Annotated in this window: 21 protein-coding genes; 8 read left to right on the top strand and 13 right to left on the bottom strand. The window is 68.9% G+C overall.

The genetic code is table 11. The features are described from left to right. Positions 1–164: 164 nt before the first annotated feature. The 5 genes from SGCZBJ_RS06260 to SGCZBJ_RS06280 form a co-directional block, all read right to left on the bottom strand. On the bottom strand, positions 165–809 hold the full coding sequence (locus tag SGCZBJ_RS06260; RefSeq protein ID WP_101717145.1) for a helix-turn-helix transcriptional regulator: 645 nt from the start codon (positions 807–809) through the stop codon (positions 165–167). A 233-nt stretch (positions 810–1,042) separates the two neighbouring features. Next, positions 1,043–1,975: a hypothetical protein gene (locus tag SGCZBJ_RS06265; RefSeq protein WP_133149201.1), complete on the bottom strand. Its 933-nt coding sequence runs from the start codon at positions 1,973–1,975 to the stop codon at positions 1,043–1,045. Next, complete coding sequence (locus SGCZBJ_RS06270; protein WP_165799254.1) at positions 1,938–4,424, bottom strand: fimbria/pilus outer membrane usher protein; 2,487 nt, start codon at positions 4,422–4,424, stop codon at positions 1,938–1,940. Before SGCZBJ_RS06270 ends, SGCZBJ_RS06265 begins: the two co-directional genes overlap by 38 nt. A 97-nt stretch (positions 4,425–4,521) precedes the next feature. Continuing rightward, a complete protein-coding gene (locus SGCZBJ_RS06275; protein ID WP_476695733.1) occupies positions 4,522–5,214 on the bottom strand; it encodes a fimbrial biogenesis chaperone in 693 nt (230 codons plus the stop codon). A gap of 118 nt (positions 5,215–5,332) precedes the next feature. Continuing rightward, positions 5,333–5,923: a hypothetical protein gene (locus SGCZBJ_RS06280; RefSeq protein ID WP_101717149.1), complete on the bottom strand. Its 591-nt coding sequence runs from the start codon at positions 5,921–5,923 to the stop codon at positions 5,333–5,335. Positions 5,924–6,578: 655 nt separating this feature from the next. Here SGCZBJ_RS06280 and SGCZBJ_RS06285 point away from each other — a divergent pair. Beyond that, positions 6,579–7,235 (top strand): response regulator transcription factor, encoded by a 657-nt coding sequence (locus tag SGCZBJ_RS06285; protein ID WP_165799256.1) that lies wholly within the window; start codon positions 6,579–6,581, stop codon positions 7,233–7,235. 196 nt (positions 7,236–7,431) lie between these two features. On the opposite strand, the gene SGCZBJ_RS06290 is transcribed toward SGCZBJ_RS06285, so the two are convergent. Continuing rightward, positions 7,432–7,728, bottom strand: coding sequence for a hypothetical protein (locus SGCZBJ_RS06290; protein WP_101717151.1), 297 nt, complete (start codon positions 7,726–7,728; stop codon positions 7,432–7,434). Between the two features lie 247 nt (positions 7,729–7,975). Here SGCZBJ_RS06290 and SGCZBJ_RS06295 point away from each other — a divergent pair, with 247 nt between their 5' ends. After that, entirely contained in the window at positions 7,976–9,019 is a 1,044-nt protein-coding gene (locus SGCZBJ_RS06295) for a sensor histidine kinase (RefSeq protein ID WP_101717152.1), read from the top strand. 144 nt (positions 9,020–9,163) lie between these two features. Here the strand turns inward: SGCZBJ_RS06295 and SGCZBJ_RS06300 are convergent, their stop codons facing one another. Further along, on the bottom strand, positions 9,164–10,393 hold the full coding sequence (locus SGCZBJ_RS06300; RefSeq protein WP_101717153.1) for an SAM-dependent methyltransferase: 1,230 nt from the start codon (positions 10,391–10,393) through the stop codon (positions 9,164–9,166). Positions 10,394–10,595: 202 nt separating this feature from the next. On the opposite strand from SGCZBJ_RS06300, the gene SGCZBJ_RS06305 reads away from it, so the two are divergent. Together SGCZBJ_RS06305 and chrR are read left to right on the top strand one after the other, a co-directional pair. Continuing rightward, entirely contained in the window at positions 10,596–11,156 is a 561-nt protein-coding gene (locus SGCZBJ_RS06305) for a sigma-70 family RNA polymerase sigma factor (RefSeq protein WP_240621427.1), read from the top strand. Then, positions 11,153–11,788, top strand: a complete 636-nt coding sequence (gene chrR / locus SGCZBJ_RS06310) for a cadmium/peroxide/UV radiation responsive anti-sigma factor ChrR (protein ID WP_101717155.1) — start codon at positions 11,153–11,155, stop codon at positions 11,786–11,788. Before SGCZBJ_RS06305 ends, chrR begins: the two co-directional genes overlap by 4 nt. Here the strand turns inward: chrR and SGCZBJ_RS06315 are convergent. The 3 genes from SGCZBJ_RS06315 to SGCZBJ_RS06325 form a co-directional block, all read right to left on the bottom strand. After that, positions 11,785–12,597, bottom strand: a complete 813-nt coding sequence (locus SGCZBJ_RS06315; RefSeq protein ID WP_101717156.1) for a DUF3313 family protein — start codon at positions 12,595–12,597, stop codon at positions 11,785–11,787. The two genes, chrR and SGCZBJ_RS06315, sit on opposite strands and share 4 nt — an antisense overlap. A gap of 978 nt (positions 12,598–13,575) precedes the next feature. Next, positions 13,576–14,583, bottom strand: a complete 1,008-nt coding sequence (locus SGCZBJ_RS06320; RefSeq protein WP_101717157.1) for an AraC-like ligand-binding domain-containing protein — start codon at positions 14,581–14,583, stop codon at positions 13,576–13,578. A gap of 1 nt (position 14,584) precedes the next feature. Beyond that, positions 14,585–15,880: an MFS transporter gene (locus SGCZBJ_RS06325; RefSeq protein ID WP_133149203.1), complete on the bottom strand. Its 1,296-nt coding sequence runs from the start codon at positions 15,878–15,880 to the stop codon at positions 14,585–14,587. Between the two features lie 740 nt (positions 15,881–16,620). Here SGCZBJ_RS06325 and SGCZBJ_RS26345 point away from each other — a divergent pair. Then, on the top strand, positions 16,621–17,847 hold the full coding sequence (locus tag SGCZBJ_RS26345; RefSeq protein WP_101717159.1) for an OmpA family protein: 1,227 nt from the start codon (positions 16,621–16,623) through the stop codon (positions 17,845–17,847). Positions 17,848–17,977: 130 nt separating this feature from the next. Beyond that, a complete protein-coding gene (locus tag SGCZBJ_RS06335) occupies positions 17,978–18,970 on the top strand; it encodes an SRPBCC family protein (protein ID WP_240621428.1) in 993 nt (330 codons plus the stop codon). 1 nt (position 18,971) lies between these two features. Here SGCZBJ_RS06335 and mnmC2 read toward each other — a convergent pair whose 3' ends face one another. The 3 genes from mnmC2 to motA all read right to left on the bottom strand — a co-directional run bounded on the left by mnmC2 (position 18,972) and on the right by motA (position 22,142). Beyond that, entirely contained in the window at positions 18,972–20,744 is a 1,773-nt protein-coding gene (gene mnmC2 / locus SGCZBJ_RS06340; RefSeq protein ID WP_101717161.1) for a tRNA (5-methylaminomethyl-2-thiouridine)(34)-methyltransferase MnmC2, read from the bottom strand. 69 nt (positions 20,745–20,813) lie between these two features. Then, positions 20,814–21,116: a hypothetical protein gene (locus tag SGCZBJ_RS06345; protein ID WP_101717162.1), complete on the bottom strand. Its 303-nt coding sequence runs from the start codon at positions 21,114–21,116 to the stop codon at positions 20,814–20,816. 156 nt (positions 21,117–21,272) lie between these two features. After that, positions 21,273–22,142, bottom strand: a complete 870-nt coding sequence (motA, locus tag SGCZBJ_RS06350) for a flagellar motor stator protein MotA (RefSeq protein WP_101717163.1) — start codon at positions 22,140–22,142, stop codon at positions 21,273–21,275. A 171-nt stretch (positions 22,143–22,313) separates the two neighbouring features. On the opposite strand from motA, the gene SGCZBJ_RS06355 reads away from it, so the two are divergent. Both SGCZBJ_RS06355 and SGCZBJ_RS06360 read left to right on the top strand, forming a co-directional pair. Further along, positions 22,314–23,630: an MFS transporter gene (locus SGCZBJ_RS06355; protein ID WP_101717164.1), complete on the top strand. Its 1,317-nt coding sequence runs from the start codon at positions 22,314–22,316 to the stop codon at positions 23,628–23,630. Between the two features lie 2 nt (positions 23,631–23,632). Beyond that, entirely contained in the window at positions 23,633–24,508 is an 876-nt protein-coding gene (locus tag SGCZBJ_RS06360) for an alpha/beta fold hydrolase (protein ID WP_101717165.1), read from the top strand. Positions 24,509–24,534 lie beyond the last annotated feature (26 nt).

The following is a 24,534-nucleotide window of genomic DNA, read 5'->3' on the forward strand; positions in this document are numbered from 1 at the left end:
CGACGGTGGAGCAGCCAGATGCTGACCGGCTTTTGGCGAGACGCGGGTCACCTGACCACTCCACCGTCCAGCCGCCGCCCTTGGGGGAGGGCGACAGCCCCGACGCCGTACACGGGGGTATGGGACGGCGCCTAGCTTGCGGCCCGCAGCGGGGCCGGATCGGTTCAATTGGCAAGCTGGAAGCTCAGTCTCAGCGCGCCGTTTATCCCTTTGACCCCCATGCGCATGCAAATCGCACGTAGGTGCGCGCGTACCGTGTGGATCGACATGTCCATCTTGCGCCCTATGTCCTTTGGCGCCTCACCGCAGGTAAGATGGGACAGCACCGAGGTTTCGGCGCGTGTCAGGCCGAAGACGGCTCTCAAGGGTTCGATCGCCTCGGCGCTGATGGACCGTGCGGGGCGGGCGGTGGCGAACACTCTTGCGTCCAAGCCTGGAAGAGTGACGAGGTCCAGCAGGCACCAGGCGTCGTCTCCGGCGCGGAACAGCATGCGGCCGTTCGTTTGACGGTCGTCGGCGAGGCGGGCGATCAGGACGTCGAACTCGGCGCGATTGCGATGCGAAGGGCAGATGAAGACGCCGCCCGAGCCGAGGACGCCCGCCGCCGTCAGAAGCCTGGCCGCACCATTGGCGCGCAGAATGTTTCCCTGATGATCGAGCACGTATCGCGCGATGCTGTCGTGTTCGAACCAGTTGGCGCAGTCTTCCTGAGGCGCTGGGGCTTCAAGCGAACAGGGCTCGACCGCGATCCGGTCCGCAGCCGTGGGGGCGCATTGATCGAGCGTCGGCGCGATATCTTGTTCGTACATAGGTGCCCCTCCGAACACGTGATTTCGACCGGGTTCGGCGAGGCGCGTCGCACCGGTATGGTCTCCGAGTTTACGCAATCGCCTCCCAGAACAGGGAACGTCGCCCGAAATATTCGGGAAGCAGACGTGATCTGTGGTGGAGGTTGAACAGCCAAATCCCGCCACGATTGGTACTACGTCGCGTCTGGCGGGGTAACCGATATGATTAGTTACCCCAGTTTGGGGATGCCGGCTCAATTTGGCGAGATATCGATAGTGACCACGTCCTGATATCGTCCGGCCATCTGTCCGGTGACCGTTCCAAGCTTGAAGAGCATCGGCAGCGATGCGCCAGCCAGGGTGCGCGGCGGGTCGATCGCGCGTGACCAGGTATCGGCCAAGTCGATCGGCGCGCCTTCCAATTCGATAGCGTAGGGGACGGTCGAGTCCGTCACCACGTCTCCCAGGCGTCGCATGATCCCGCCATGCTGGGACTTGATGGTCAGGGTGGAAGGGGCGTTGGCGCGCACCTGAACGAAGATGTTCCGCGTCGCGCCGGTGACCGCCTCGCCGAAATCCACCACCTCGACGCTCGAGCCCGATCCGAACACGCCTGCGGCGCCGGCGAGGTTCAACTGCGCGCGCGGCGTCGACACCAACTGCACGCGAATGGGGATCGACGGCAACAGGGTGTTGCCGTCGACATCCTCGACCAGGAGTTTGAGGTCGCTGGTATAGGTCCCGGCCTCCGGCACGGCGTCAGCAGTGATGGCGGCGTCGAACTGGGCCTCGGCCGTCGAGTCCTTCGGGACGAGAAAGATGAACGCGCCTGGCTTGACGTCGGAGGCTCTCAATCCCGACAGCTCGCGTGGCCGCAGCCGTATGCCGACTCCACCGAGCGACAGGTCGTCGGCGATGGCGCCGTTTTCGCTGGTGAGTGTAAGGCGCAGGTCGCAGTCGGCGCCGCCCTGGTTTTTGAATTTCAAGTCCAGCGCGCCTGTCGAGGGGCCGGAGGCGAATGGATTGTAGTCGATGATGACCGTGCCAGGATCGCCGGCCAGCGCCAAGGCGCAGGCTTGAGCTCCCGGGGCGGCGGCTAGAACCAGCGCGGCGATCAGCAAAGCCAGGCGAGGCCGTCGGTCCGGTTGATCAAGGCATGGGCTGAGGTATGCGGATTTCGCCGACATCGACTGTTCCTTCCACATTCGCCGGAATGTTGATTTCGCCCACGATCTGGCCGCGGATCAGCAGCCGGTAGCGACCGGGAGACAGGCCGTCGGCGACGAAGCGGCCGTTGCGATTGGTGAAGAAGGGGCGTCCCGCCGCGCCCGGCGCGCCGCCGACGGCTTCGATCATGCCGCCCATCAGGCCAACGGGTCCCGACGGGGATGTCAGGACGCCACGCGCGGTACGCGAGGCGTCGCTGCCGACGACGATGCGATATCCATTGCCGAAACCGGGAAAGGTGCTGACCACGCCGGCGCCGAGATCGTAGCCAGGAGGGAGCGGGTTGGCTTCGATCTCATAGCGCCGTACGCCATAGCCACGATCGATGCCCGCAAGGGCGGGGCCTAGCCAGCCGCTATGCGCCACGGGATGGCCGCTGGCGTCGGTGAGGCTGATCCGTGATCTGGCCAGGGTCGGGTGCGGGGTGGCCAGAATGAAGCCTTCGCGCGCGGTCCGCCCGACGCCGAAGGCGCCATCCGTGTAGCCGATCATGGTCGACAGTCGCCACAGCGACTCCTGCCGTGTCGTCCCGCCTGGGGCCGACGACACCAGGCGGTTGGACACGAGTTCGGCGTCGAAGCGATTGTTGATATAGCGGACGTCGGCCGCGATGGTCTTGTTGTCGCGGTCCTGCGAGAGCCGCAGATCGCCGCTGACATCGTTCAAGCGGCCCGAAGATGCACGGGACACGCCGACTTCCCGGAAACGGTTCGCACTGTCATAGCGCGCCGCCGTGCTCCAGCGCCCGCCAAAGCGCGAGGTCAGGGTTACGCCGACACGGTCTTCTTTCTGTCCGTCGTTCGCGGAGCCGCGCTGCCAGGCCAGATTGACGGCGAAGCGCTGGAAGCTGCGACCGAAGGCCAGGCTGTAGTCCGTGCGATCCGGCCGTTCACGCCCTTTCACGAAGGCCACGCCGGCGTTGACGGAGTAACGCCCGGATCTCACCAGCAGCCTGGTCGCGGCGCGCCATCGTTCGCTGTTGACAGCCGACGTGTCAAAGGCGCTCTGGAAAAAGCGGCTGGTCGCCTGGGCCGAGGCGACGAAACGGGCGTCCACCTTCCTGCGGAAGGCGACCTCGCGCAGGTAGTCGACCGATGCGACATGGCCGCTCCTGCCCGTGTCGCCGTTATGGCTGGCCGCCCCGCTGAGCTGGATCAGGCCGGCCGGAGACCCCCAGGTCGCCAGGCCGCCGACCTGGCCGCGGCCGTTGGCCGCCTGAGCGTTGGCGCCGACGGTCAGCACGTCGCTGAGGCCCTTGCGTACGAAGCCGGTCATGGCGGGCGCCGAGCCGTATTCGAGCTGGTCGCGTTCCAGTACGCCGACCGAAACGCCGAAATCAACCACGCCGGGATCGAGCAATCCTGTTCCGCCGAAGAGATCGAACACGGCGATCTCGCGCTGGCCGTTGTCGTCCTCGACCAGAAGGCGGACCGTGTTGGCGCCTTGGCCGAATGGAAAGTCGCCCAGCGAGTAGGGGCCCGCATCCAGGCGGATGCGCTCGGTGACGATACCGTTGACCTCGACGACGACCAGCGCGGGTCGTTCTAGAATGAACTGGCGACGCCCCGCCGGGCGGACGTTCTGGAAAGGGCGGATCGTGGAGTAGGCTCTCGCAACAGAGACTCCCAGAAAGCGTCGAGAGCCTTGAAAGCTCTCCACAGGCGGGGCGAACTCGCCGGCGGTGATGCGCACGGCCGACTGGAAGACGTCCTTGGTCAGCCGGATCTCGCGTCGTCGCCAGCGCTGCTGGGAACTGCCGCCGTCGTAGTCGACGCCCGTCGTCAGGGTGACGCCGTCGAAGCCTCCGAAGTTGGCGAACATATCGACGCCGCCCTGTAGCGGCGAGAAGCGGCTGTCAGTGTGGGAATAGAGTTGGGCCAGAGTGATGTTGGCGCCAGCGGCGAAGCGCCTCGGCTGGTCGAAGGCCTTGGGGTCGACGTTCTCGTTCTGGGAGAAGCTGACCCTGCGCTGGGCGCGGTCCTGGGGGCTTAGAGCCGCCACGAATGTTAGCGCCAGCGGATCGAACGACAGGGAGAAGGTCGGGCTTCTAAGATCGGCCATGGCGACCTTGGCCTGGGCGGCGATCCGGCTGGAAAGGGTCTCGCGCATGGCGGGCGACAGTTGGGGGCCTAGCAGATCCATAAGTGCGCTGGCGTCGATGAGACCTTCGCCCTGGGCATCGACCTCCCCGCTGACGTCGCCCAGGTATTTGCCGTCCAGCGTCAATGGACCCTGGATAGGATTCAGCACTGGCGTGGGTCTGGTCGAGGGGGACTGATCCTGGCCGCCAGCGAAGAGGGAGGGGCCCACCCCGGGAGGCGTGTCGGCAGCGGCGATGAGGTGGAACGGCGCTGTCTGTATGGCCCCGTCGGCCATCTGGAATGCGCCGGCGTCGACGACGGAAGCCAAGCCGCCGCCTAGGCAGGCGACCGCGCTCAGCCGGCGAAACGCGCCTCGTGCGCCGGACCGCCCGCCGGCGCGCGCTTTGCGTGCCATTGTCTCGTCCTCACAGCAGCGCGATCGAAGCGGTGATTTGGCCGTCGACGGTCGAGATCAGACGCGCCGGTATCCGGATCTGGCGCGTGGCGCCGGCTGCCATGACGCTGACCTGACCAACATCGACGTCCGCGGCCGGCACTTCGTGGGCTCGGCCGTCCGCCGTGGTCAGGGTGATCCTGGCTTCGCGCAGGTAGGCAAAGCCGGTCCCCGAGTTTCGGGCCGACAGGACGAGGTCGCCGTTCGGCATGCGCGACACGGCGGTTACCTCGACGGCGGCGCGGGCCTTGGACGGCGCCACGAAAACATAGGTGTTGATCGTGAAGGCGACCTGGACGTCGGCGCCCGCGCCCCCGTCGGTCGGAGTCGTCTGCATGTTGATCGGCAACTGTGCCGCCCGAACCAGGTACATTCGGCCTTCTTCGACCGGGTCGCCCATATAGCGGACCTGGATGACCTGCTCGCGGTTGGGCGGAATGACCGACTGGACCGGAAAGGTGACGATGTCGTTGTCTTCTTCCACCAGGCTGCGCGCGCCGGCGGAATCGACCTGCATGCGATACACCTCGATCTCAACCGTGGCCGGGACGGCGCTGGTGTTCCTGACGGTCATCCGGTAGGCGGATCCGGCGCCTGCTGGCGTGATCTTGGACACCATCGGTGAGACGTCCATGGCCCGGGCCGGCGCTGTCGCGCAGATCATCAAGGCCGCGGTCGTCAGGAATGTGGCTGCTGATCTTCGACTTTGCATGTCGCTCCCCCTGCGAAAATTTCGGAAAAGTCGGGGAGGCGGCCAAGGGCCGCTCCCCCGTCCGGTTCGATCAGGCGGGATCGAGCGAGAAAGTGAAGGTTTCGGTGTAGGTGCCGGCCGGAGCGGAGGCCGCGCCAGGACCGGACGGCGACGCCGCGCAGCCCGAGGAGCCGGGGTTGGTCGGGTCGCCCTGGGTGCCGCCGACGCCGGGGCCGCCCGGGACGTTGTAGCAGAGGTTCAGGAACAGATCGCCGTAGATGCCGTCGGCGAGCTTCTGGCTGTAGCCGCCCGAATTGGTGATGATCGCCGGGCTGCCCGGCCAGGTATCGACCGCGGCGAAGCCCAGGCTGGGGATTTCCGGCACCGACAGGTCCCAGTCGTAGTTGATCAGCACGCCGCCCGGGGACTTGAAGTCGCCGTTGGCGGCGCTGGACGTCAGTTTGGCGCCGGTGGCGGCGTTACACGACATCCGCAGGGTCGTGACCTTCTGGCGGGCGCCGTTGGCGACGGCGACGTTGCCGCCGGCGACGTTGGCCAGCCCGATGCCGCAGAAGTTGGTCACGCTGGTCGAGACGGTCACGTTGGTCTGAGCGCTCGACACGGCCGGGATGGCCAGCAGGGCCGCGACGGCGGTTGCCGCCGCAACGATGTAGGTACGCATCATGTTCTCCGAATATTTAGGTGCCCCGCCTCAATGATTGAATGCAGGAGGTCGCGACTTCGATCGCGGCGATGGCATCTATTCAATGTCGAGCGTTCTCCGCATCGTCGAAGGCGGTAGTTGTTATCGCCTAGTCAAATTTTGTAGAGGTTCAGGCGGAGGTAATATTTATAAGGCGGCCAGTATAATTTTCGCGTTTGAAGTAACGCGCCGGATGATGGTTTGCTGCGTGAACTCCCTCCTCGGGGGGGCTTGGTCGAGCGGCGCAGCGGCTCGTGGGGGCTGGCGCTACTGGTTGGCGCGACTTCGTGCGGGCTCGCTCTTTAGCTGGGAGGGGCGACTTTCTAGTGATCGCCCTGGGGTTGTATTTTTGCTTTCGAGAGAGAAATATTCGGCGCATTTTCATTCGTATCTCGCAATATTAATTGAGTTTGCGTCATGTGATCATGGCTGGGTGTCGGCCTAGTCTAATTGTTAAAAATCCAGATTTTTGTATTCTTGTATTTATTTTGACTTGGTGATGTATCACCCGGATCGGGTATGCCAATTCGATTATTAATGGTTAGAGTGGATCGTAGGGCTGGTGCGCGAGTTCTTATGCTCGATGCATGGGTCGAAGTCGTATCAAGCGACGCGGCCGACGAGGGAGGAAGCGATGAGGGTGGGCGTCTCGGGCTTTGTCGCCATGGGCGATGAGGCCGACGATCTGGATTCGGAGCAGACGGTCTTCATGTTCGAAGATGAGTTCGGAATACTCCCCGCCTGGTCACGCGCGATCACGGCCTGGGTCAATACCGATCCCCGGGCCAAGATGTTGCTCTCGCGATCCGGGCGTATCCATTGGGCCAACGACGCCGCCTACCGGATGGTCCGTGATGGCGGCAGCTTCAGGGCCTTCGAGGACAACTTGGTTTCAGGGGATCCTGCGACGGCCGCGATCCTCGCGCGATTGCTTCAGGAGGTCGGGCTGGACGTGGCGCTCTATGCCATCACGCCAGCAGGCGCTGGTCAGCAATGGCTATTATGGGCGCAGCAACTGATTATTGGTGACGACGCCAGCATCGGCTTCGCCGCTCATCGTATGGCCGGGCCGGTTTCCTACGAGGCGATGCTTCAGATCCATCACCTCACGCCTTGCGAGGCGCAAATCGTTTCGATGATGCTGACGGGGCTGGAGACGGGAAAGATCGCCCAGAAGCAGGATATCTCGATCGAAACCCTGCGCACCCACATCAAGCACGCCTATCGAAAGCTAGATGTCAGGAGTCGCGGAGAACTCTTTGCGAAGGCTGTCGATTTTGCGGGATTCTAATCCTCTACCATAAAATAATAACTCGTATTCACCCACGAGAAGGGCGGTAAAAATATGTGCGCGATGCTCATCATTGCGACAAATTTATATGGCTTGGGCGGATTGTTGTATTTCATCTAAGCTCGTGGATGGCTATTTATCCTCGTGCTTTTTTCTAGTGTTCTGGGGGCGTCGTTGCTATCGGATGGGCCGATGTTCACTGCGGCGGCTTCACCCTCAAGTCCATGCCGAGCGTCGGGCCGATGCCGTCGGGGTGTTCGCCGAACGGGTTGAGGCGACGGCGATGGGCGATGGCCTCAAGCCGGGTTCGTAGATCATCATCGATGACGATGGCCTGCTTGGCACCGTCGTCGTTGTCCAGACCGCCTTGGGAGGCGACGAGAACCTCGCCGAGGGCGGCCAGAAAGGCCTCGTCCTCCGGCGTTCCCTCGGCCGGCGGATTGTCGAGGTGGCTGAGAACCACTTCCAGCGCATCTTCGAAGGTCGGTGACATGGCGGGCCCTTTCGAAACCCCGAGCCGGGGTGAGCGCCAGCGAAAGCCGTTCTGATAAAACGTTCCGGCGCCGCTATGGTTCGGGTTCCCGGCTGCGCGGTTTCGTCGCTTGGGTCTGGGCGTCGGAGCCGATCCCGATTTGTGCTAGAACTAAAGCTTCGGCGCCGCGTTGAGAGTCCGGCGCACGCGCCGATCTCTCGCCCGGGAACGGCTATCGTTTCGAGAGCCTTCGGGTCGTGGATCCCCTATGCTCGATGAGGCTCGCCCCGTTCCGTCGCCCATCGACGCCCTGGCCCAGGCCCTGGTGGGCTCGTCGGACGCGCCCATACTTCTGCTCGACGGCGACATCAGGATCGTCGCGGCGAGCGAGTCCTTCGCCCAAGCTTTTCGCATCGACGTGGAGGAGGCGGTCGGCCTGTCGGCGTTCGTCCTTGGCCAAGGCGAATGGAACGCGCCGTCGTTGCGCGACTTGCTCGCCGCCGCGCTGAAGGGGGGCGGCGCCGTCGAGGCCGGTGAGATGGATCTGGTCCGAGCTGGCGAGGACGCCAGGCGGCTGGTGATCAGGGCGCGCCGGCTCGACTACGGCGATCCTGCCAACCCGCTTCTGCTTCTGACCATCTTCGACGTGACGGACGCGCGCCTCGCCGACCGCGTCAAGGACGACCTGGTGCGCGAGAAGGCCGTGCTGTTCGACGAACTGCAGCACAGGATCGCCAACAGCCTGCAGATCATCGCCAGCATCCTGATGCAGTCGGCTCGCAACGCGACGTCCCCCGAGATCCGCGCCCATGTCGCCGACGCCCACAGCCGCGTGATGTCGGTCGCCGCTCTCCAGCGCCAACTGGTGGAGTCGGGTGCGGGTGAGGTGGAATTGAAGGCCTACTTCAGGGCGCTGTGCGACGGTATCGCCGCCTCGATGGTCTCCAACCCCGAGAAGTTGACCCTTTCCGTCGTCAGTGACGAGCACTGGGTGGCCGCGGAGGTTTCGGTAAGCATGGGGCTGATCGTCACCGAGCTGGTCATCAACGCCCTCAAGCACGCATTTCCAGGTCGCGAGAGCGGGCATATCTGGGTGGAGTACAGCGCCTCGGAAGGCGGCTGGACGCTGTCGGTCGCCGACGACGGCGTGGGCATGCCGCCCGCAAGCGTATCCGTCAGGGTTGGCCTCGGCTCGAGCATCATCCAGGCCCTGGCCAAGCAGTTGAGGGCCGAGATCGTCGTGGATGGTTCGGGGCCTGGCGCCCGCGTCGCCATTGTCCACCCGCCGCAACTGCAGGCTCAGAACGCGTGAAATTCGCGTCAGGGCAAAGCCCAGGCGCAGCTGATGGCGCGACATCTTCGCCTGGGACGAAGACCGCTCAGCGGGCTTTATCGTCAACAACCGACCTGCAATTTGGCTCAATGCGCGCTCAACCGCCTCGCAGTCGCAGGGCGTTCAGCCGTGCTTGTCGATCGCCATCTGGATGACGTCGGTGCGGCCGGTTCTAAAGCCTGCCTCGCAATAGGCGAGATAGAAGAGCCAAAGCCTGCGGAAGCGCGCGTCGAAGCTCTTCGAGCCCTCGGCTATGGAGGGGTAGGCGCGTTCGAACCGCTGGGCCCACAGCGCCAGGGTCTGGGCGTAGTCCTGGCCGAACCGCTCGGTTCTGCGCCAGCGTAGGCCCCGGGCGGCGATCAGCGGGGCCAGACGGTTCTCGGAGGGCAGCGACCCGCCCGGGAACACGTAGCGCTGGATGAAGTCGGTGCGGGCGTCGTACTCGTCGAACAGCGCGTCCTGGATGGTGATCACCTGTAGCCCGGCGCGGCCGCCGGGCTTCAGCAGCGAGCCCAGCTTGTCGAAATAGACGCCCCAGTAGTCGCGCCCCACCGCTTCCAGCATCTCGATGGACGCCACGCGGTCGAACTGGCCCGTCAGGTCGCGATAGTCGAGCAGGCGGATGTCGACCCGCTCGGCCAGCCCGGCTTCGAAGATCCGGCGGCGCGCGAAGTCGTGCTGTTCCCGCGAGATGGTCACGGCGGTGACCCGCGCGCCGATCCTGGCAGCCGCGAATTCCGCGAACCCGCCCCAGCCGCAGCCGATCTCGACGACGCTGTGGCCGGGCCTGAGGTCGATAAGGGCGGCCAGACTCTCGTACTTGGCCGTCTGGGCGGCTTCCAGCGACTGGCCCGGATGCTCGAACCGGGCCGAGGAGTAGGTCATGGTCTCGTCCAGCCAGGCTCCGTAGAAGGCGTTCCCGAGGTCGTAGTGGGCGTGGATGTTGCGCCGCGACCCGGCCTTGCTGTTGGCGCGCAAGCGATGGAACGCCCAGTTGGCGAGCTTCATCGGCAGGCCGCCGTCGAACAGGCGCCGGATGTGGTCGTAGTTGTTGGCCAGGGTCGTCAGCAGCCCCGCGAGGTCGGGGCTGTCCCATTCCCCCGCCATGAACCCTTCGGCGAAGCCGATGTCGCCGTTGGCCAGCACCCGCGCGGCGAAGCGGAAGTCGCGCACGACGATGGTGGCGGCAAGGCCCGGGGCGGCGCCCGCGAGGTGACGGCGCTCGCCGCCCGGCGTGACGATCGTCAGCTCTCCCCAGGTCCAGCGCGCCGAGAGCAGCCGCATGACCAGGTCGAACAGGGGCGAGCCGCGCGATGCGCCGGCGATGCGCAGGTCCAGGGATGTGTCGCTCATCTGAGGCGGCCCTCGTCAGGGTGGCGTCCGCCGCGCCGCGGGGCGAGGCTGGACATGTCCCGAGGTCCTACGGCCGAGGTCGCCGATCGGATGGCCGCGCGCGCTATTTTTCGTTTCCGGTGATCCGGTAGCGCAGCCGTGCCGTATCATCGGCATGCATGCGACTCGGGCCCTATCCGCACACCCTGCAGGCCGTCACGCCGTGAGTTCCTCGCGCGCGCTGGACGACCTCGTCGTGCGTGTCGGCGCGAGCCGCGACCGCGACGCCTTCGCGGGGCTGTTCGACCACTATGCACCCAGGATCAAGGCGCTGCTGATGCGCGGCGGCGCCAGCGCCTCGGCGGCCGAGGAACTGGCCCAGGAAACCCTGCTGGTCGTCTGGCGCAAGGCGCACCTCTTCGATCCCGCGCGCGCCTCGGCGGCGGCGTGGATCTTCACCATCGCCCGAAACCTGCGCATCGACCATTTCAGGCGCGGCTCGGTCACCCTGCATGAGCTCGATTTTCACCTGGAGGCGGAGGAGCCGGCCCAGCCCGACGCCATCCTCAGCGGCGCGCAGGACGCCCAGCGGGTGAGGGCGGCGATGCTCAGCCTCAACGCCGACCAGGCCGCCGCCATCGAAATGGCCTTCTTCCAGGAGCAGACCCATACGGAGATATCCAGGACGCTCGGCGTGCCGCTCGGCACGGTCAAGGCGCGCATCCGGTTCGGCATGATGAAGCTGCGGGCCTGCATCGAAAGGGACAGGGGAGACGCGCAATGAGCCTTCGCCGTCAGCCCAGCGAGGAAAGGCTGCTGGCCTTCGCCGCGGGAACCCTGAGCTTCCCCGAAGCCGTCGTCGTGGCCGCGCACCTCAGCCTGCGGCCGGCCACGCGCCCGTGGGCCGAGCTCGGCGCGGCCGTGGGCGGCGTGCTGCTGGACGACCAGGCGCCCGAGGCGATCAGCCTGGACGCCCGGCGCGACGTCATGGCGCGCCTGGACGCCGACGAGCCCGCGGCCGAGCCGAGGCCGCCCTCGGCCGACCCTGTCCTGCCCGCGCCCCTCGACCAGTTCGCGCTCGGGCCCTGGCGCTGGCTGGGGCCCGGCGTGCACGTTCGCGACGTGCTGGGAACCCGGGAGGGCGACTGCCGGGTCATCCTGCTGAAGATCGCCTCGGGACAGTCGGCGCCGCGCCACACCCACGGGGGCGTCGAACTGACCTGCGTGATCGACGGCGCCTACGCCACCGAGGACGGCGTCTTTTCGCGCGGCGACTTCGAGGAGGCCGACCCGAGCGTGACGCACCAGCCCAAGGTCGTCTCCAAGGAGCCTTGCCTCTGCGTCGCCGCGCTCGACGGCCAGATCATGCTGCCCGGCAGGCTGGGCAAGCTGCTGGCGCCATTCGTGCGCCTCTAGGGGCGCTGGCCCGGCTCGCCGGACGTCTCGTCGCGAGGCGGCGGCTTGGCGCCGCTCAGCTCCGGTTGATAGAGGCCCGTGGTCATGCGCAGCAGCAGCCCTTCGGGACGCAGGCGCGGTCCGAAGCGCTCGCAAGGGTCGGGCGTCGCCACGGGGCGAGGCTTGCGGTCGCGCGGCGCCAGGGCCGCCGCCACGGCGTCCCCGAACGGTTCGGCCAGTTGGTGGGCGTCTCCGACCGGCGACAGCGACGGCTTGTCGGCGCCCACGACCATGGCCTGCCGGCTCCAGACCAGGGCGGCGGCCTGGGCGCCGTCCGGCGCCAGGAGCTCGGCCTCGGCCCACAGCCCGCCGACCCCGCCCGGCGCCCGCAGCGAGACCGGGCCCGGGATGAAGAAATTGGCCACCGCCGAGGCGGCCGCCCCGGCCTGATTGGTGAGTTCGATGCGGGTCACGCCGACCTTGACGGTCCCCGCGTCGGGGGAGGGGGCGTCGATCAAGGTGAAGCGCTTGCTCAGCTCGTAGCAGACCTGCCGGTCGACCTCGGTCAGCACCGCCTGGCGGTGCTCGTCCTCGACCGACAGGGCTTGGCTCGAATGGCTCGCGGCCGGCGCGATCCAGAGTCGTTCGATGGGCGCGGCCAGCGTCTCGTCGCGGCGCTCGTACACCGTGGCTCGAACACTGCCCGGCCGTTTGGCCAGGCCATCGTAGCTGCTTAGAAAGCCGGAATGCGAGGCGCCGCCGCTGGCGCACGCCGCGCACGTCGCGACCAAACCTGCTATCGCGGCCGCACGGGTGACCTTGTCGAACATGTCGCCTCCTCTGTCACGCTCTATACGGCGGGAGGCGGGCGCTGGATCATTCTCAGTTGCAGCCGAACGCGGCTCTACCGGCCTGCCGGAGCCTGTCGTGCACCGCGAAGTAGGGACCGTTCGGCGTCGTCGGATATCATGATCCCTCGACCATCGCGCTTCTCTCGAAGCTGCGACGAGCGGCGTTTGTCCAATAGACCTATGGCCCAACCATTATGCTGGAAGGGACGTTCATGGCGCTAGCGCTCCAAGGCGCGGTCGCCCACCAGCGCCGGCCAGAAGGGCCAGTCCTCTGGTGGTCGGTGCGGCCTGGCCGCGATCCTGCCATCTTCATCACACTTGAAGTGACGAGCGAAGCAACAGTTGGAGGTCCCCGGTTTGACTCGCTCGGGGGAACAAACCCAGTATCTGAAGTTTACCCCCCGAAAAACCCCCGAAAATAGCAGAACAAAGCGGAACATGCTGACTAGGAAACCCTTATAAAACAAAGCGCTTTTGGTGTGGGTGTTTCGTTGACATCGTAGGGGTCACAGGTTCAATCCCTGTCGCGTCCACCATCCCTTCCTTTAAGTCGAGACCAGAAGTCCAGCGCACGTGATCGCGCTTGATCTGACTATGGTTGGCTTAGCCTCCCCAAAAACGAACTCCGCTGCGGGCGCAGGTCCTCGGCCGCGTCCTTGCAGCCGTATCGGCTGCGGCGATCCGCGTGACGTCGGTCGGTCCGACGTCGGCGCGCGGAGCGACGCGCCTTGGTCGCGCTCCCGCAAAGCATCCTCGAGGGCCTCTCTTGGCCCTGGCGCGCTCTTGGCGGTGCTCGGAGCGCCTGTCCGTGACAGCGTCACGGCCTCTGCCGGGCGTCGCCGCCCTCGGGGATCGAGGCGACCGTCAACCTGACGGTGGCTCCGCCGCCGGCGCCGACGGCGTCGGACGTCTCGGTCTCGAACAACAGCTGGCGTGGGCCGGTTCAGGCGGCCGCCCTCACCCCAGCTCCCCCAGCCAGCCGTCCCAGCGCCGCTTGCTGGCGCCGGGGTCGTCGCGGGGCTTGTCCTCCAGGGCGGCGCGGTAGTCCGCCAGCGTGGCGCCGTAGGTGTCGGCGAACAGGCGAGCCATCTGGGCGGGGCCTGAAAAACCCAGGCGCTGGACAAGGGCCGCGTCGTCGGAGGCGGCGGGGTCCTGGGCGTCGAGGGCGCGGCGCAGGGCGTCCAGGCGGATCAGCTGGATGAAGCGGGCCACGCCCCCCTGCTTTTCGAACAGGCGATAGAGCGAGGACCGCGAGATGCCGGCGCCCGCGGCGATGGCCTCCACCGACAGCGCCTTGTCGGCCAGTCGCGGAATGACGAAGCGGCGCACGGCCTCGCGGCGCGAGAGGTCGCGGCGCTGGTCCTCGCGGCCGGCGCGCGCGGCGTCGCCGCCGGCGGACGACAGGACGTCGACGAAGGCCCGGCCCAGGGCCGGCAGCGCGGCCGAGGCCAGGGTGTCGCCGCGCCGGGCCAGCGAGGCGAGAAAGTCGGCCAGCACCAGGTTGTCGGGCGCGGCAAGCACCTGTCCATGAAGCCGGCCCGCCGGTCCCAGGGCCGCCTCGATGACGTCGCGCGCGACGCTGGCGGTGAGGATCAGGGCGTCGTCGTGCTCGGTGCGCATCGGCCGCCGGGTGTCGAGCAGCACGCTCATGCCCGCGGTCAGCAGGCGCGGCGGGCCGGGGACCTGTAGCCGCACCTGGCCTTCCAGCACGTGGGTCAGCACGAAGTGGTCGAAGCCGTCGCCGGCGATCCGCTCGCGGCGGGCATGGACCACGCCCGACAGGCGGCGTTCGAACAGCAGCACCTTGTCCAGGCGCCAGCCGCGCACCCGGGCGAAGAACGGGCCTTCGCCGCGGCTGACGTCGGAACCGCGTGAATAGAGCGTGGCGTAGAGCGCGAAGGCTTCGTCGGCCGGATGGTCGTCGCTGGAGAAACGGAAGCTGTCGGCGGCGGCGCTGGTGGGCATGTCAGGCGTTCGCGGCCCGAAGGGTCTCGCGCGCCAGCCGTCGCCAGGGGGATGCGCCAAGGGCGGCGGCCAGGGCGGCGAAGGCGGCGGCCAGGGTCGTGACCAGCGCCAGGGCCATGGCCAGGCCGTGCGGGCCGGCGAACAGGCGGTCGCTGACCTCGCCGGTCAGCAGGGGCCCAAAGCCCAGGCCGGCGACGGTGACGAAAGCCAGGTACAGGCCGTTCATCGGCGGGCGCAGGCCCGCGGGGCTCAGCGGCTGCAGGCCGGCCAGGGCCGCCAGGGCCGCGCCGCCGCCGCCGGCGGTGATCAGGAACAGGGCGGCCGCGGCGACGGCCGGCGTGCTCGCGCCCGCCAGCAGGAGCGCGCCCAGGACGGCCAGGGCCAGGCCGCCGGCCAGCACCAGGGCCGGGCCGCCGCCCGCCCGCAGGCGGCGGTCCATCAGCCAGCCGGCCGCCAGGTGTCCGCTCGGGGCGGCGACCAGCACCACGGCGCCGGCCAGCAGCGCGCTGGCGGCGGGGGGCAGGCCGCAGGCGCGGTTGACGATCGACGGGGCCCAGGCCGCGGCCGCCTGTACGGCCAGGATCACGCAGCCGGACGCCAGGAAGTGCAGCCCAAGGCCGGCGGGGCGCGCGGCGAGGCGGGCGATCGCGCGCCCCAGGCCCTGGTCGTCGGAGGCGCTTGGCCTCAGCCCGCGCAGCCGCCAGGCCAGCAGCGCCACGAGCAGCAGGTTGGGCAGGGTCAGGAGGACGATGGCGGCGCGCCACGGGGCGTGGCCGAAGGCGCTCAGCAGGCCCCCGGAGAACGCGCCCAGCGCCAGGCCGCCGGCCAGCAGCGCGCCGCTGCGGCCCATCGAGGATCCCGAGGTGAACATCGACACCCAGCGCGACAGCCGCTCGGGCGGCGCGGCGGCGACGATCAGGGCCAGGGCCGCGGGGGCGAAGGCGGCCTGGGCCAGGCCAAGCACCAGCCGCGCGGCGAGAAGGCCTTCATAGGTCGACGCGAAGGCCAGGGCGACCGTGGCGGCGGTCCACAGCGCCGCGGCGCCGGCCAGCAGCGGGGCGGGCGGCAGGCGGTGGCCGCGATGGCCGGCCAGCAGGGTGGCCGCGACATAGAGCGCCACGAAGGCGGGGCCCTGCAGGGCGCCCAGTTGGGTGTCGGTGAGGTGGAACTGGGCCTTGAGCGCGGGCGCATAGACGCTGGGGACGGCCCGATCGACGAAGGCCATGAAATGACCCGCCGCCAGCAACGCCGCCCCGGAGACGTCGAGCAGGGGATACTGGTCCGGACGCGACGTCACGCTATTCAGGCACCAAGCTCAGACGATCCACACCCCCGCGTGGATCTTTGCCAGTCGTAGTTAACCGAACGTCAGGGGCTGTCCAGCCCTCGGCGAGCCGGGGAATGACAAAACGTTCCAGGTTTGGGACGCGACAGTTCGCGTGGCCTGGTGCTAGCGCTCGCGGAAACGTCCCGTCCCTCGCGACGGAGACGGGCTCTCAGCGTCGCGACGGGTCGTCGATCCCTCGCCCCGTCGGCGCGAATGGGGGGCGGCTCGGCGTCGTCGCGCACTCCACAGGCGGGGGCGGCGTCGAGGCGAACCCGTTCTGGGACTTCGCCGCATCCTCCAACGCGGCGGGGACGTGAGGGTGGCCAGCGCGGCCGGTCGTGGGGGCGATCGCCGCAAGGCCCGTGACCGGCGGCGCGCATGACGCGCCGCCGGTCGCCTCCGCCCTGGTTGAAACCGCCCGCCGACAGGTAGAACAACGATCGATGGTCGTTGATATCTGAAATAATCGTCAGGGTTGATCTGGATTTCGCGGGCGAACTACGCGACCATTGCTGCGGCGCCGAAGGCCTGCGCCTCGCGGCGGCCGACGTCCGTGTTCCGATCGTCGGAGGACCATTTTGTCGAGAATTCGACGAAACTCCCCCACTGTGGCGCTGGCGCCACATCCGATTTGCGAAGTCGCGCGTTTGTCGTCATGGAAGCCGCCCCGCGGGGGGCGTCCAGGCTAACTTTATTAGAGGGTTCTCATCATGAAATTCGGGTTGCTGGCTGGCGTCGCAACCGTCGCGCTCTGCGCGGCGTCCGGCGCCTCCGCCCAAAGCGCGTTGAGCGGATGGTATGTGGCCGGCGACGTCGGTTACCACTCGACCGAGGGCGTTGAGGCGAGCTCGTCGGTGAACGCCACCGACGGCCGTCCTTACGACTGGACCTTCTCGACGGACGAAGACTGGGCGGGCTTTGCTCGTCTCGGTTACCGCATCTCGCCGAACTGGCGCGTGGAAGGCGAATACGGCTACCGCGGCAGCGACATCAAGGGCGTTCGCGGCGAGAACACCTCGCGTCCGCAGCCGATCGGTCTCTGCACCGCCGGTCCGATCCGCACGGTGACCAACCCGACCTGCGGCGAGCCGAACGGCGAGCTGAAGGCCACCACCCTGATGGCCAACGTCATCTATGACTTCCTGCCCGACTCGTCGTGGCGTCCGTTCCTGGGCGCCGGCGTCGGTACGGCCTGGGTCCACAACAAGGTGTACGGCCAGCTGAGCGGCGTTCCCGCCGGCGCCGCCGCCTACCAGAACACCAGCATCGACGACGTCGATCAGGCGTTCGCCTACCAGGGCCTGCTGGGCCTGGCCTGGGACGTGACCCCGAACTGGTCGATCGACCTGACGGGCCGCTACCTGGTGGCCAAGAACCTCACCTGGGGTTCGGTGACGAGCAATGTCGGCCCCGCCGGCGGCGCCGTGACGGACGTCGGCAAGTTCGAAGGCGACTACAAGGACACCTCGATCACGCTGGGCGTCCGCTACACCTTCGGCTCGCCCCCGCCCCCGCCGCCTCCGCCGCCGCCGCCTCCGCCCCCGCCGCCCCCGCCGCCTCCGCCCCCGCCGCCGCCTCCCCCGCCGCCTCCGCCGGCTTACGAGGCCCGCGAGTTCGTGGTCTACTTCCCGTTCGATCAGTACGTGCTGACGCCGGAAGCCCAGGCCGTGGTGCAGCAGGCCGCCGACTACGCCAAGGGCGGCAACGCGACCAAGATCACGGTCGTGGGCCACACCGACACCTCGGGCTCGCCGAAGTACAACGTCCGCCTGTCGGAACGTCGTGCGAAGGCCGTGGCCGATGGCCTGGTCTCGGCCGGCGTGCCCGCCACGACCCTGGCTGTCGACTGGAAGGGTGAAACCGCCCCGGCCGTCGCCACCGGCGACGGCGTGAAGGAACCGCTGAACCGTCGTTCGACCATCTCGATCAACTTCTAAGATCGAGGTCGGACGGAGGTCTCAAGCTTCCTGACGAATGCGAAGGCCCTGGAGGAAACTCCGGGGCCTTTTGCTTTGACGGCTTCTGTCGCGCCGGGAATATTCCCGGCGGATTTGCAGAGGGGGCGGCGTGGAACCGAAAGACGAGATGGCGGCGCCGACCTATTCCCGCCGCGCCACCGCCTTGAGGGTGGGTCTCGCCCTGACCGCGGGCCTCGCCTTCTCCCTGGGCGTCTATCTGCTGGCGCAGGCGACGCAGCCCTCGGGCCTCGTCAGCTTCGCGTTCCTGCTGGTGCTGCCGGCGGCGGTCTGCGCGTTCATCGCCTATGTCGCCGATCCCTGGGGGCGACGCAGCCTCGGCTTCTACCTGATGATCCCGGTCTGGGTTCTGGGCGCGGTGATCGTGCTGTCGATCATCGTGCTGCGCGAGGGGACCGTCTGCGTCGTGATGCTCTCGCCGCTGTGGCTGGGCAGCGGCCTGATCGGCGCGGCCCTGGCCCACAAGCTGCGCAACCGAGGCAAGGGTGCGACCAGCCGGGCCGTCGCTCTCGCCGTCCTGCCGCTGCTGGCCATGCAGGTCGAAGCCCGGCTGCCGGTCCCGGAAGCCTCCACCGTGGTCACGCGCCGGATCGTCGTCGACGCCCCGCCCGAGGTCATCTGGCCGCTGCTGGAAGGCGTGCCGGACGTCCGGAAGGGCGAGGGGCGCTGGAACCTGTCGCAGGACGTGGTGGGCGTGCCTCGTCCGCAGGGCGCACGGCTGGTCGGCGAGGGCGTCGGCGCCCGCCGTCTGGCGCGCTGGGAGCACGGCGTCGCCTTCGACGAGGTGATCACCGAATGGGAGCCGGGCCGGCGCATCGCCTGGCGGTTCGTGTTCGACGACCTCGACGCCTGGGACTTCACCGATCGCCACCTGCGCCCCGACAGCGCCTATTTCAAGGTCACCACCGGCGGCTATCGCCTGACCCCGCTGGCCGATGGCCGCACCGAGGTGGCGCTGCACACCGCCTACTGGATGAAGACGCCGGTCAACGGCTATTCGCGCCTTTGGGGCGAGGTGTTCCTCGGCGACCTGGAGAACAACCTGCTGGCCCTGATCAAGGCGCGGGCCGAGCGCGCCGCCTGACCTAGAGGGCGCGCCCGGGATCGACCAGCGCGGCCAGGTCGCGGGGCAGGGGCGAGGGCGCGTCCAGCATCAGCGCGACCACGTGTTCGGCCAGCAGCGGCGCGGTGGCGAAGCCCCGTCCGCCCAGGCCGCCCAGCACGTACAAGCTCGCCGGGCCGCCCGGAACGCCGCCGGCCAGGGGCAGGTGGTCGGCCGTGGTGGCGCGCACCGCCGCGCGGCCGTCCAGCGCGGCGTCCGCCAGGCGCGCGGCCAGAGCGGGCCGGCCCTTGGTCAGGGCGGCCCGGTTGCGGTCGTGGTCGGCCTGGCGCAGGTCGCTGGCCGTCTCGCCCCGGTCGTGGGTGGCGCCGAACAGCACCCCGCCGCCCGGCGTGGGAACCGCGTAGCCGCCAAAGGCCGCGGGCGTCACGGACAGGTCTGTCGGGCCGGTCCAGCTGGTCTGGCCGCGCACCGGGCGGATCGGCGCCTGCGGCCACAGGCGGGCCAGATCGGCGCCGCCCGCCAGGGCGACGGCGTCGGCGGTCGCCAGCAGCGCTCCGTCCGCGCCGAACAGGCGCCAGCCGTCTTCAGTCTTGTCCAGGCGCGAGACCTCCGTCGCGACGGCGTCGCCGCGCCAGGCGGCCAGCACGACGGCGGGGTCGACCACCCGGGCCAGGTTCATGCGCAGCGCGCCGGCCGCCGGCTCGCCCAGGGCCGCGCCGGCTTCGTCGGCGTCGAGGACGATCATCTCGCCGGGCGCGAACAGGTCCTGGCTGGTCACGGCGGCGAAGCGGTCGGGATCGCGCGGACCGGTGGCCAGGCGCAGCACGCCGCGGGCTGGCGCCGCGCCGGGCAGGGCGTCATAGAGGGCGGCGGCGCGGGCCAGGGCCTGGGCGGGCAGGGCCGCGCGGGGACCGCCGCCGGCGTCGAGCGCCGGGGTGACCAGGGCGGCGGGGTTGCCCGAGGCCTTGGCCTGGTCGGCGTCGAACACCGTGACCGCCAGGCCCTCGGCCCGCGCCGCGCGGGCCAGCGCGGCCGCCGCGATGCCGCCGCCGACGACGGCCAGGGTCTTGGAGCGAACGGGCGCCGTCACACCGCCCGGGAAGACCGCTTCCAGCCGCTCGCGCTTGCGGCCGAAGCCCGGGCGCTTTTCCCAGGCGAAGCCGGCGGCGGCCAGGCCGCGGCGCACGGCCCCCGCGACGGTGAAGGTGGCCGCGCGGCCGCCGGGCGCGGTGCGGGCGGCGACGGCGGCGAGGATCTCCTCGCTCCACATGGCCGGGTTGAGGGCTGGCGAGAAGCCGTCCAGGAACCAGGCGTCGGCCCGGCCGCTCCAGGCCTCCAGGGCCTGGGCCACGTCCATCACCGCAAGATCAAGCGTCGCGTCGAAGCCGGGCAGGTCGATGCGATGAAAGCCGCGCGCTGCGCTGGGCCAATGATCGAGCAGCACCTGGGCGGCCTCGCCCAGCTCCGGCCAGACGGCCAGGGCGCGGGCGGCCTCTTCGCGGGTGATCGGGTGGGCCTCGATCGAGAAGACGTGCAGGCGGCCGCCGACCGGCCTCTCGCGCCGCCACAGGTCGAGCAGGGCGGCGATGTTGAGGCCGGTGCCGAAGCCCAGCTCCCCGACCACGAAGCGGTCGCGCCCGGCCCAGGCGCCGGGCAGGCCGCAGCCCTCCAGGAACACCGCCCGGGTCTCGGCAAGGCCGTCGGCGCTGGAGAAGTAGACGTCGCCGTACAGCCGCGACTGCGGCAGGCCGTCCTCGCGCCAGACCAGCGGGGATTGGGAAGAGTCGGAAGTCATGGCGCCATCATAGAAGAAGGGCCGCCCTCGCGGACGGCCCTTCGGGATCTTTCGAACGATCGAAAGGCCTTAGTGGCCTTCGGTCTTCTTCTCTTCGGCCGGGGCGGCGGGGGCGGTCCCCGGGGCCTCGGCGGCCGAGACGGCGTCGGGCTCGGCGGCGGCGTCGCTGGCGGCCTTGTTGGCGTCGGCCATGGCCTGGCCCTCGGCGCCGGCGGCGTCGGCGGCGGTCACTTCGCTGGCGCCGGCGGCGGCGGCCGCGGCGGCCTTGTCGTCGGCGGCGGGAGCCTCGTCCTTCTTGCCGCAGGCGGCCAGCGACAGGGCGGTCATGGCCGCGCCGGCGATGAGGATCTTGCGGAGGACTTGGGTGGTCATCGGGGGCATCCCTTGCGACTGGCCTTGCGGCCTGAAATGGCGACGGCCCGGCGTCGAGGCCGGGCCGCACCAAGGCAAGGAACCGCTTTTCACGCGCCGTTGCAAGCCAAAGATCACGGCGGCGTGATCATGGCGTGTACGGATCGCGCGCGAGGATCAGGCCTCGTTCGGGATCTGGGTCAGGGCCTCTTCCAGCTCGATGAAGCTGGGCTGGTGGACGCTGGGAACGTTGCCGCGACCGATCTCGACGCTGATCTGGGCGGCGTTGCCGTGCAGGTGGGCGACCAGGACGGCCTGGATGATCTTGTAGAAGGCGCCGTCCTCGTTGACGACCGCCTGCAGGCGGGCGGCCATCGGGCCGACCAGGCCGTAGGCCATGAACACGCCCAGGAAGGTGCCGACCAGGGCGCCGCCGATCATGCCGCCGAGCACGGCGGGCGGCTCGGTGATCGAGCCCATGGTCTTGATGACGCCCAGCACGGCGGCGACGATGCCCAGGGCAGGCAGGGCGTCGGCCATCGACTGCAGGGCGTGGGCCGGCTCGAGCGCCTCGTGGTGGTGCTTCTCGAGCTGCTTTTCCATCGCGTCCTCGACCTGGTGGGGATCCTCCAGGTTCATGGTCATCATCCGCAGGGTGTCGCAGATGAAGTCGACGGCGAAGTGGTCCTTCGAGATCTTGGGATAGCGCGAGAAGATCGAGCTCTCGTGCGGCTTTTCGATGTGGCTTTCCAGGGCGATGACGCCCTTGGACTTCATCGTCTTCGTCAGGAGGAAGAGTAGGGACAAGAGGTCGCGATAGTCGCTGGCCTTCCACTTGGGGCCGGCGAAGATCTTGCCGAAACCGCCCGCCGTGGCCTTGATCACCGTCATCGAGTTGGAGATCAGGAAGGCGGCGATGCCCGCCCCCAGGATGGCCATCAGCTCGTGCGGTGCGGCGTGAAGGATCACGTCCATCTTGCCGCCGCCCATCAGGTAGCTGCCGAACACGAGTGCGAAGAGCAGCACGATGCCGATGATCTGGAACATGACGTCAGGGAGCCCCGGGGATTTCAGCCGGCATCATCGCCGTTAATGCTTAATCCAAGGTATCAGGCCGGACCTGCGGATCCGCGACCGGATGGCGCGGCGCCGTGCGGGGGAGGAGCAGGTGAAAGCGGGGCCTTCCCCTGCACGCAAACCCCCTCTAACGTTTGTTCGATGTCTGCCGCCGCTCAAGATCAACAGGTCAACCGGCGGGCCTTCGCCATCCTGTTCGGGGTGTCGGCGGCCACGGCGCTGGGCAATACGGGCATGCTGTCCGTCCTTCCCGCCATCGGCCGGCAGATCGGCATCCCCGACGCCATGGTGGCCGCGATCTTCTCGCTGTCGGCCCTGTTGTGGGCGATCTCCTCGCCGTTCTGGGCCAAGCGGTCGGACGTGCGGGGGCGCAAGCCCCTGATCCTGCTGGGGCTGGGCGGGTTCTGCGTGTCGATGACCCTGTGCGCCTTCGTGGTCAGCGCGGGTCTGCACCAGCTCATGCCGCCGATGGTGGTGTTCGTGCTGTTCCTGCTGGCGCGAGCGCTGTTCGGCCTGTTCGGCTCGGCCGCCAATCCGGCCACCCAGGCCTATCTGGCCGACCGCACCAAGCGGGAAGAGCGCACCCAGGCCATGGCCACCCTGGCCGGGGCGTTCGGCCTGGGCACGGTGGTCGGACCGCTGCTGGCGCCGCTGTTCGTGCTGCCGGTGGTCGGGCTGGCCGGGCCGATGTTCGCCTTCGCCGGGCTGGCGGCGGTGATGATGTGGATCGTCAGGCGCGGCCTGGACGAGACCACGCCGCCGGCCACGGCCGGCGAGCCGCAGCCGCGCGCGCGCCTGGCCTTCCCGTCGCTGCGACGCGGCGACAGCCTGTGGCGCGATCCGCGCCTGGCCCCGTTCCTGCTGTTCGGCTTCCTGGTCGCCACCTGCCAGACGGCCCAGACCCAGACCCTGGGGTTCCTGATCATCGACAAGCTGGGCGTGGCGCCGGTCAAGGCCCAGGGCTTCATCACCCTGGCCATGGCGGCGGGCGCGGTCGCCGGCCTGCTGGCCCAGTGGGGCCTGATCCGGATGTTCTCGATGGGCCCGCGCGAGCTGATGCGCTGGGGCGTGGCGGTGGCAGCGCTGGGCAATGTCGTCGTGGCCTTCGCGCCGGACTATGCGGCGGTCGCCATCGGCTATGCGGTCTCGTCGCTGGGCTACGGTTTCGCGCGACCGGGCTTCACCGCCGGCGCCTCGCTGTCGGTTGACGCCAAGGACCAGGCCGGCGCGGCCGGGGCCATCGCCGCCATCAACGGCCTCAACGTGGTGGTCGCCCCGCTGTTCGTACTGCTCTACGAGGCCGTGCGCTGGGCGCCGTTCGTGCTCAACGCGCTGATCCTGGCGGCCATGCTGGTCTATGCCCTGCGCCAGGCCGTGCTGCGCAAGGTCAGCGACGCCGAGGCCGCCGACGAGGCGACCCTCGCGGGGCTGGAGCGCGGCGACGAGGGCGGGGTGTAGCGATGGATGTTCGGCGGGCGCTCGGACTGATCGTCGCGCTGTCGGCGGCGACCGCCGGACCGGCCCTGGCCCAGGACGAACGCTTCGATGTCGGCGGCGGGCGGATGATCCGTCTCTCTTGCCAGGGTCAGGGCGCGCCCACCGTGGTGGTCGACGCCGGCATGGGCGGTGCGCCGGTGGGGGACGAAGCCTGGGGCCGCATCGCGGCGCGGGTGTCGGGGGCCGTCCGGGTCTGCCTCTATGATCGCGCCGGGTTGGGCGGGAGCGACCCGGCCCCGGTGGGCAGGCCGCGCACCAGCGCCGACGTGGCCGCCGACCTGGAAGCCGCCCTGCGCGCGGCCAAGGTCGCGCCGCCGTTTCTGCTGGCCGGGCACTCGATCGGCGGCCTGCACGCCCAGGTCTTCGCCGCCCGCTACCCGGATCAGACGGCCGGACTGGTGCTGATCTCCTCGACCCACCCCGATCAGATGGACGCCTGGCTGGCCAGGCTGCCGGCCGCGACGCCGGACGAGGTGAAGGCGCTGTCCGACGCGCGCGGCTTTCTCACGCGGATGCCGCGCGATCCCAGCCTCAATCCGGAAAATCTCGACGTCGCCGCCAGCAGCGCACAGGCCCGCGCGCTGCGCTCGCTGGGCGACAAGCCGGTGGTGGTGGCGACCCACAGCCCGAAATGGCGGATGGTCCCCGACTTACCCGAGCCGCTGGCGGTCGAGCTGGAGGGCGTCACGCAGGACCTGCAGAAGCAGTTCCTGGCCCTGTCGTCCCGCGCGACCCAGACCATCGCGCCGACGGCCGGCCATGGCCTTCCGCACGAGGATCCCGGCTTCGTGGCCGAGGCGATCCTGAGCGGCGTGAAGGCGGCGCGAGAGGGACGGTAGGCGTCAAGCAAGCTCTGGGATATACT

The sequence above is a fragment of the Caulobacter zeae genome, assembly GCF_002858925.1.
GTDB lineage: Bacteria > Pseudomonadota > Alphaproteobacteria > Caulobacterales > Caulobacteraceae > Caulobacter > Caulobacter zeae.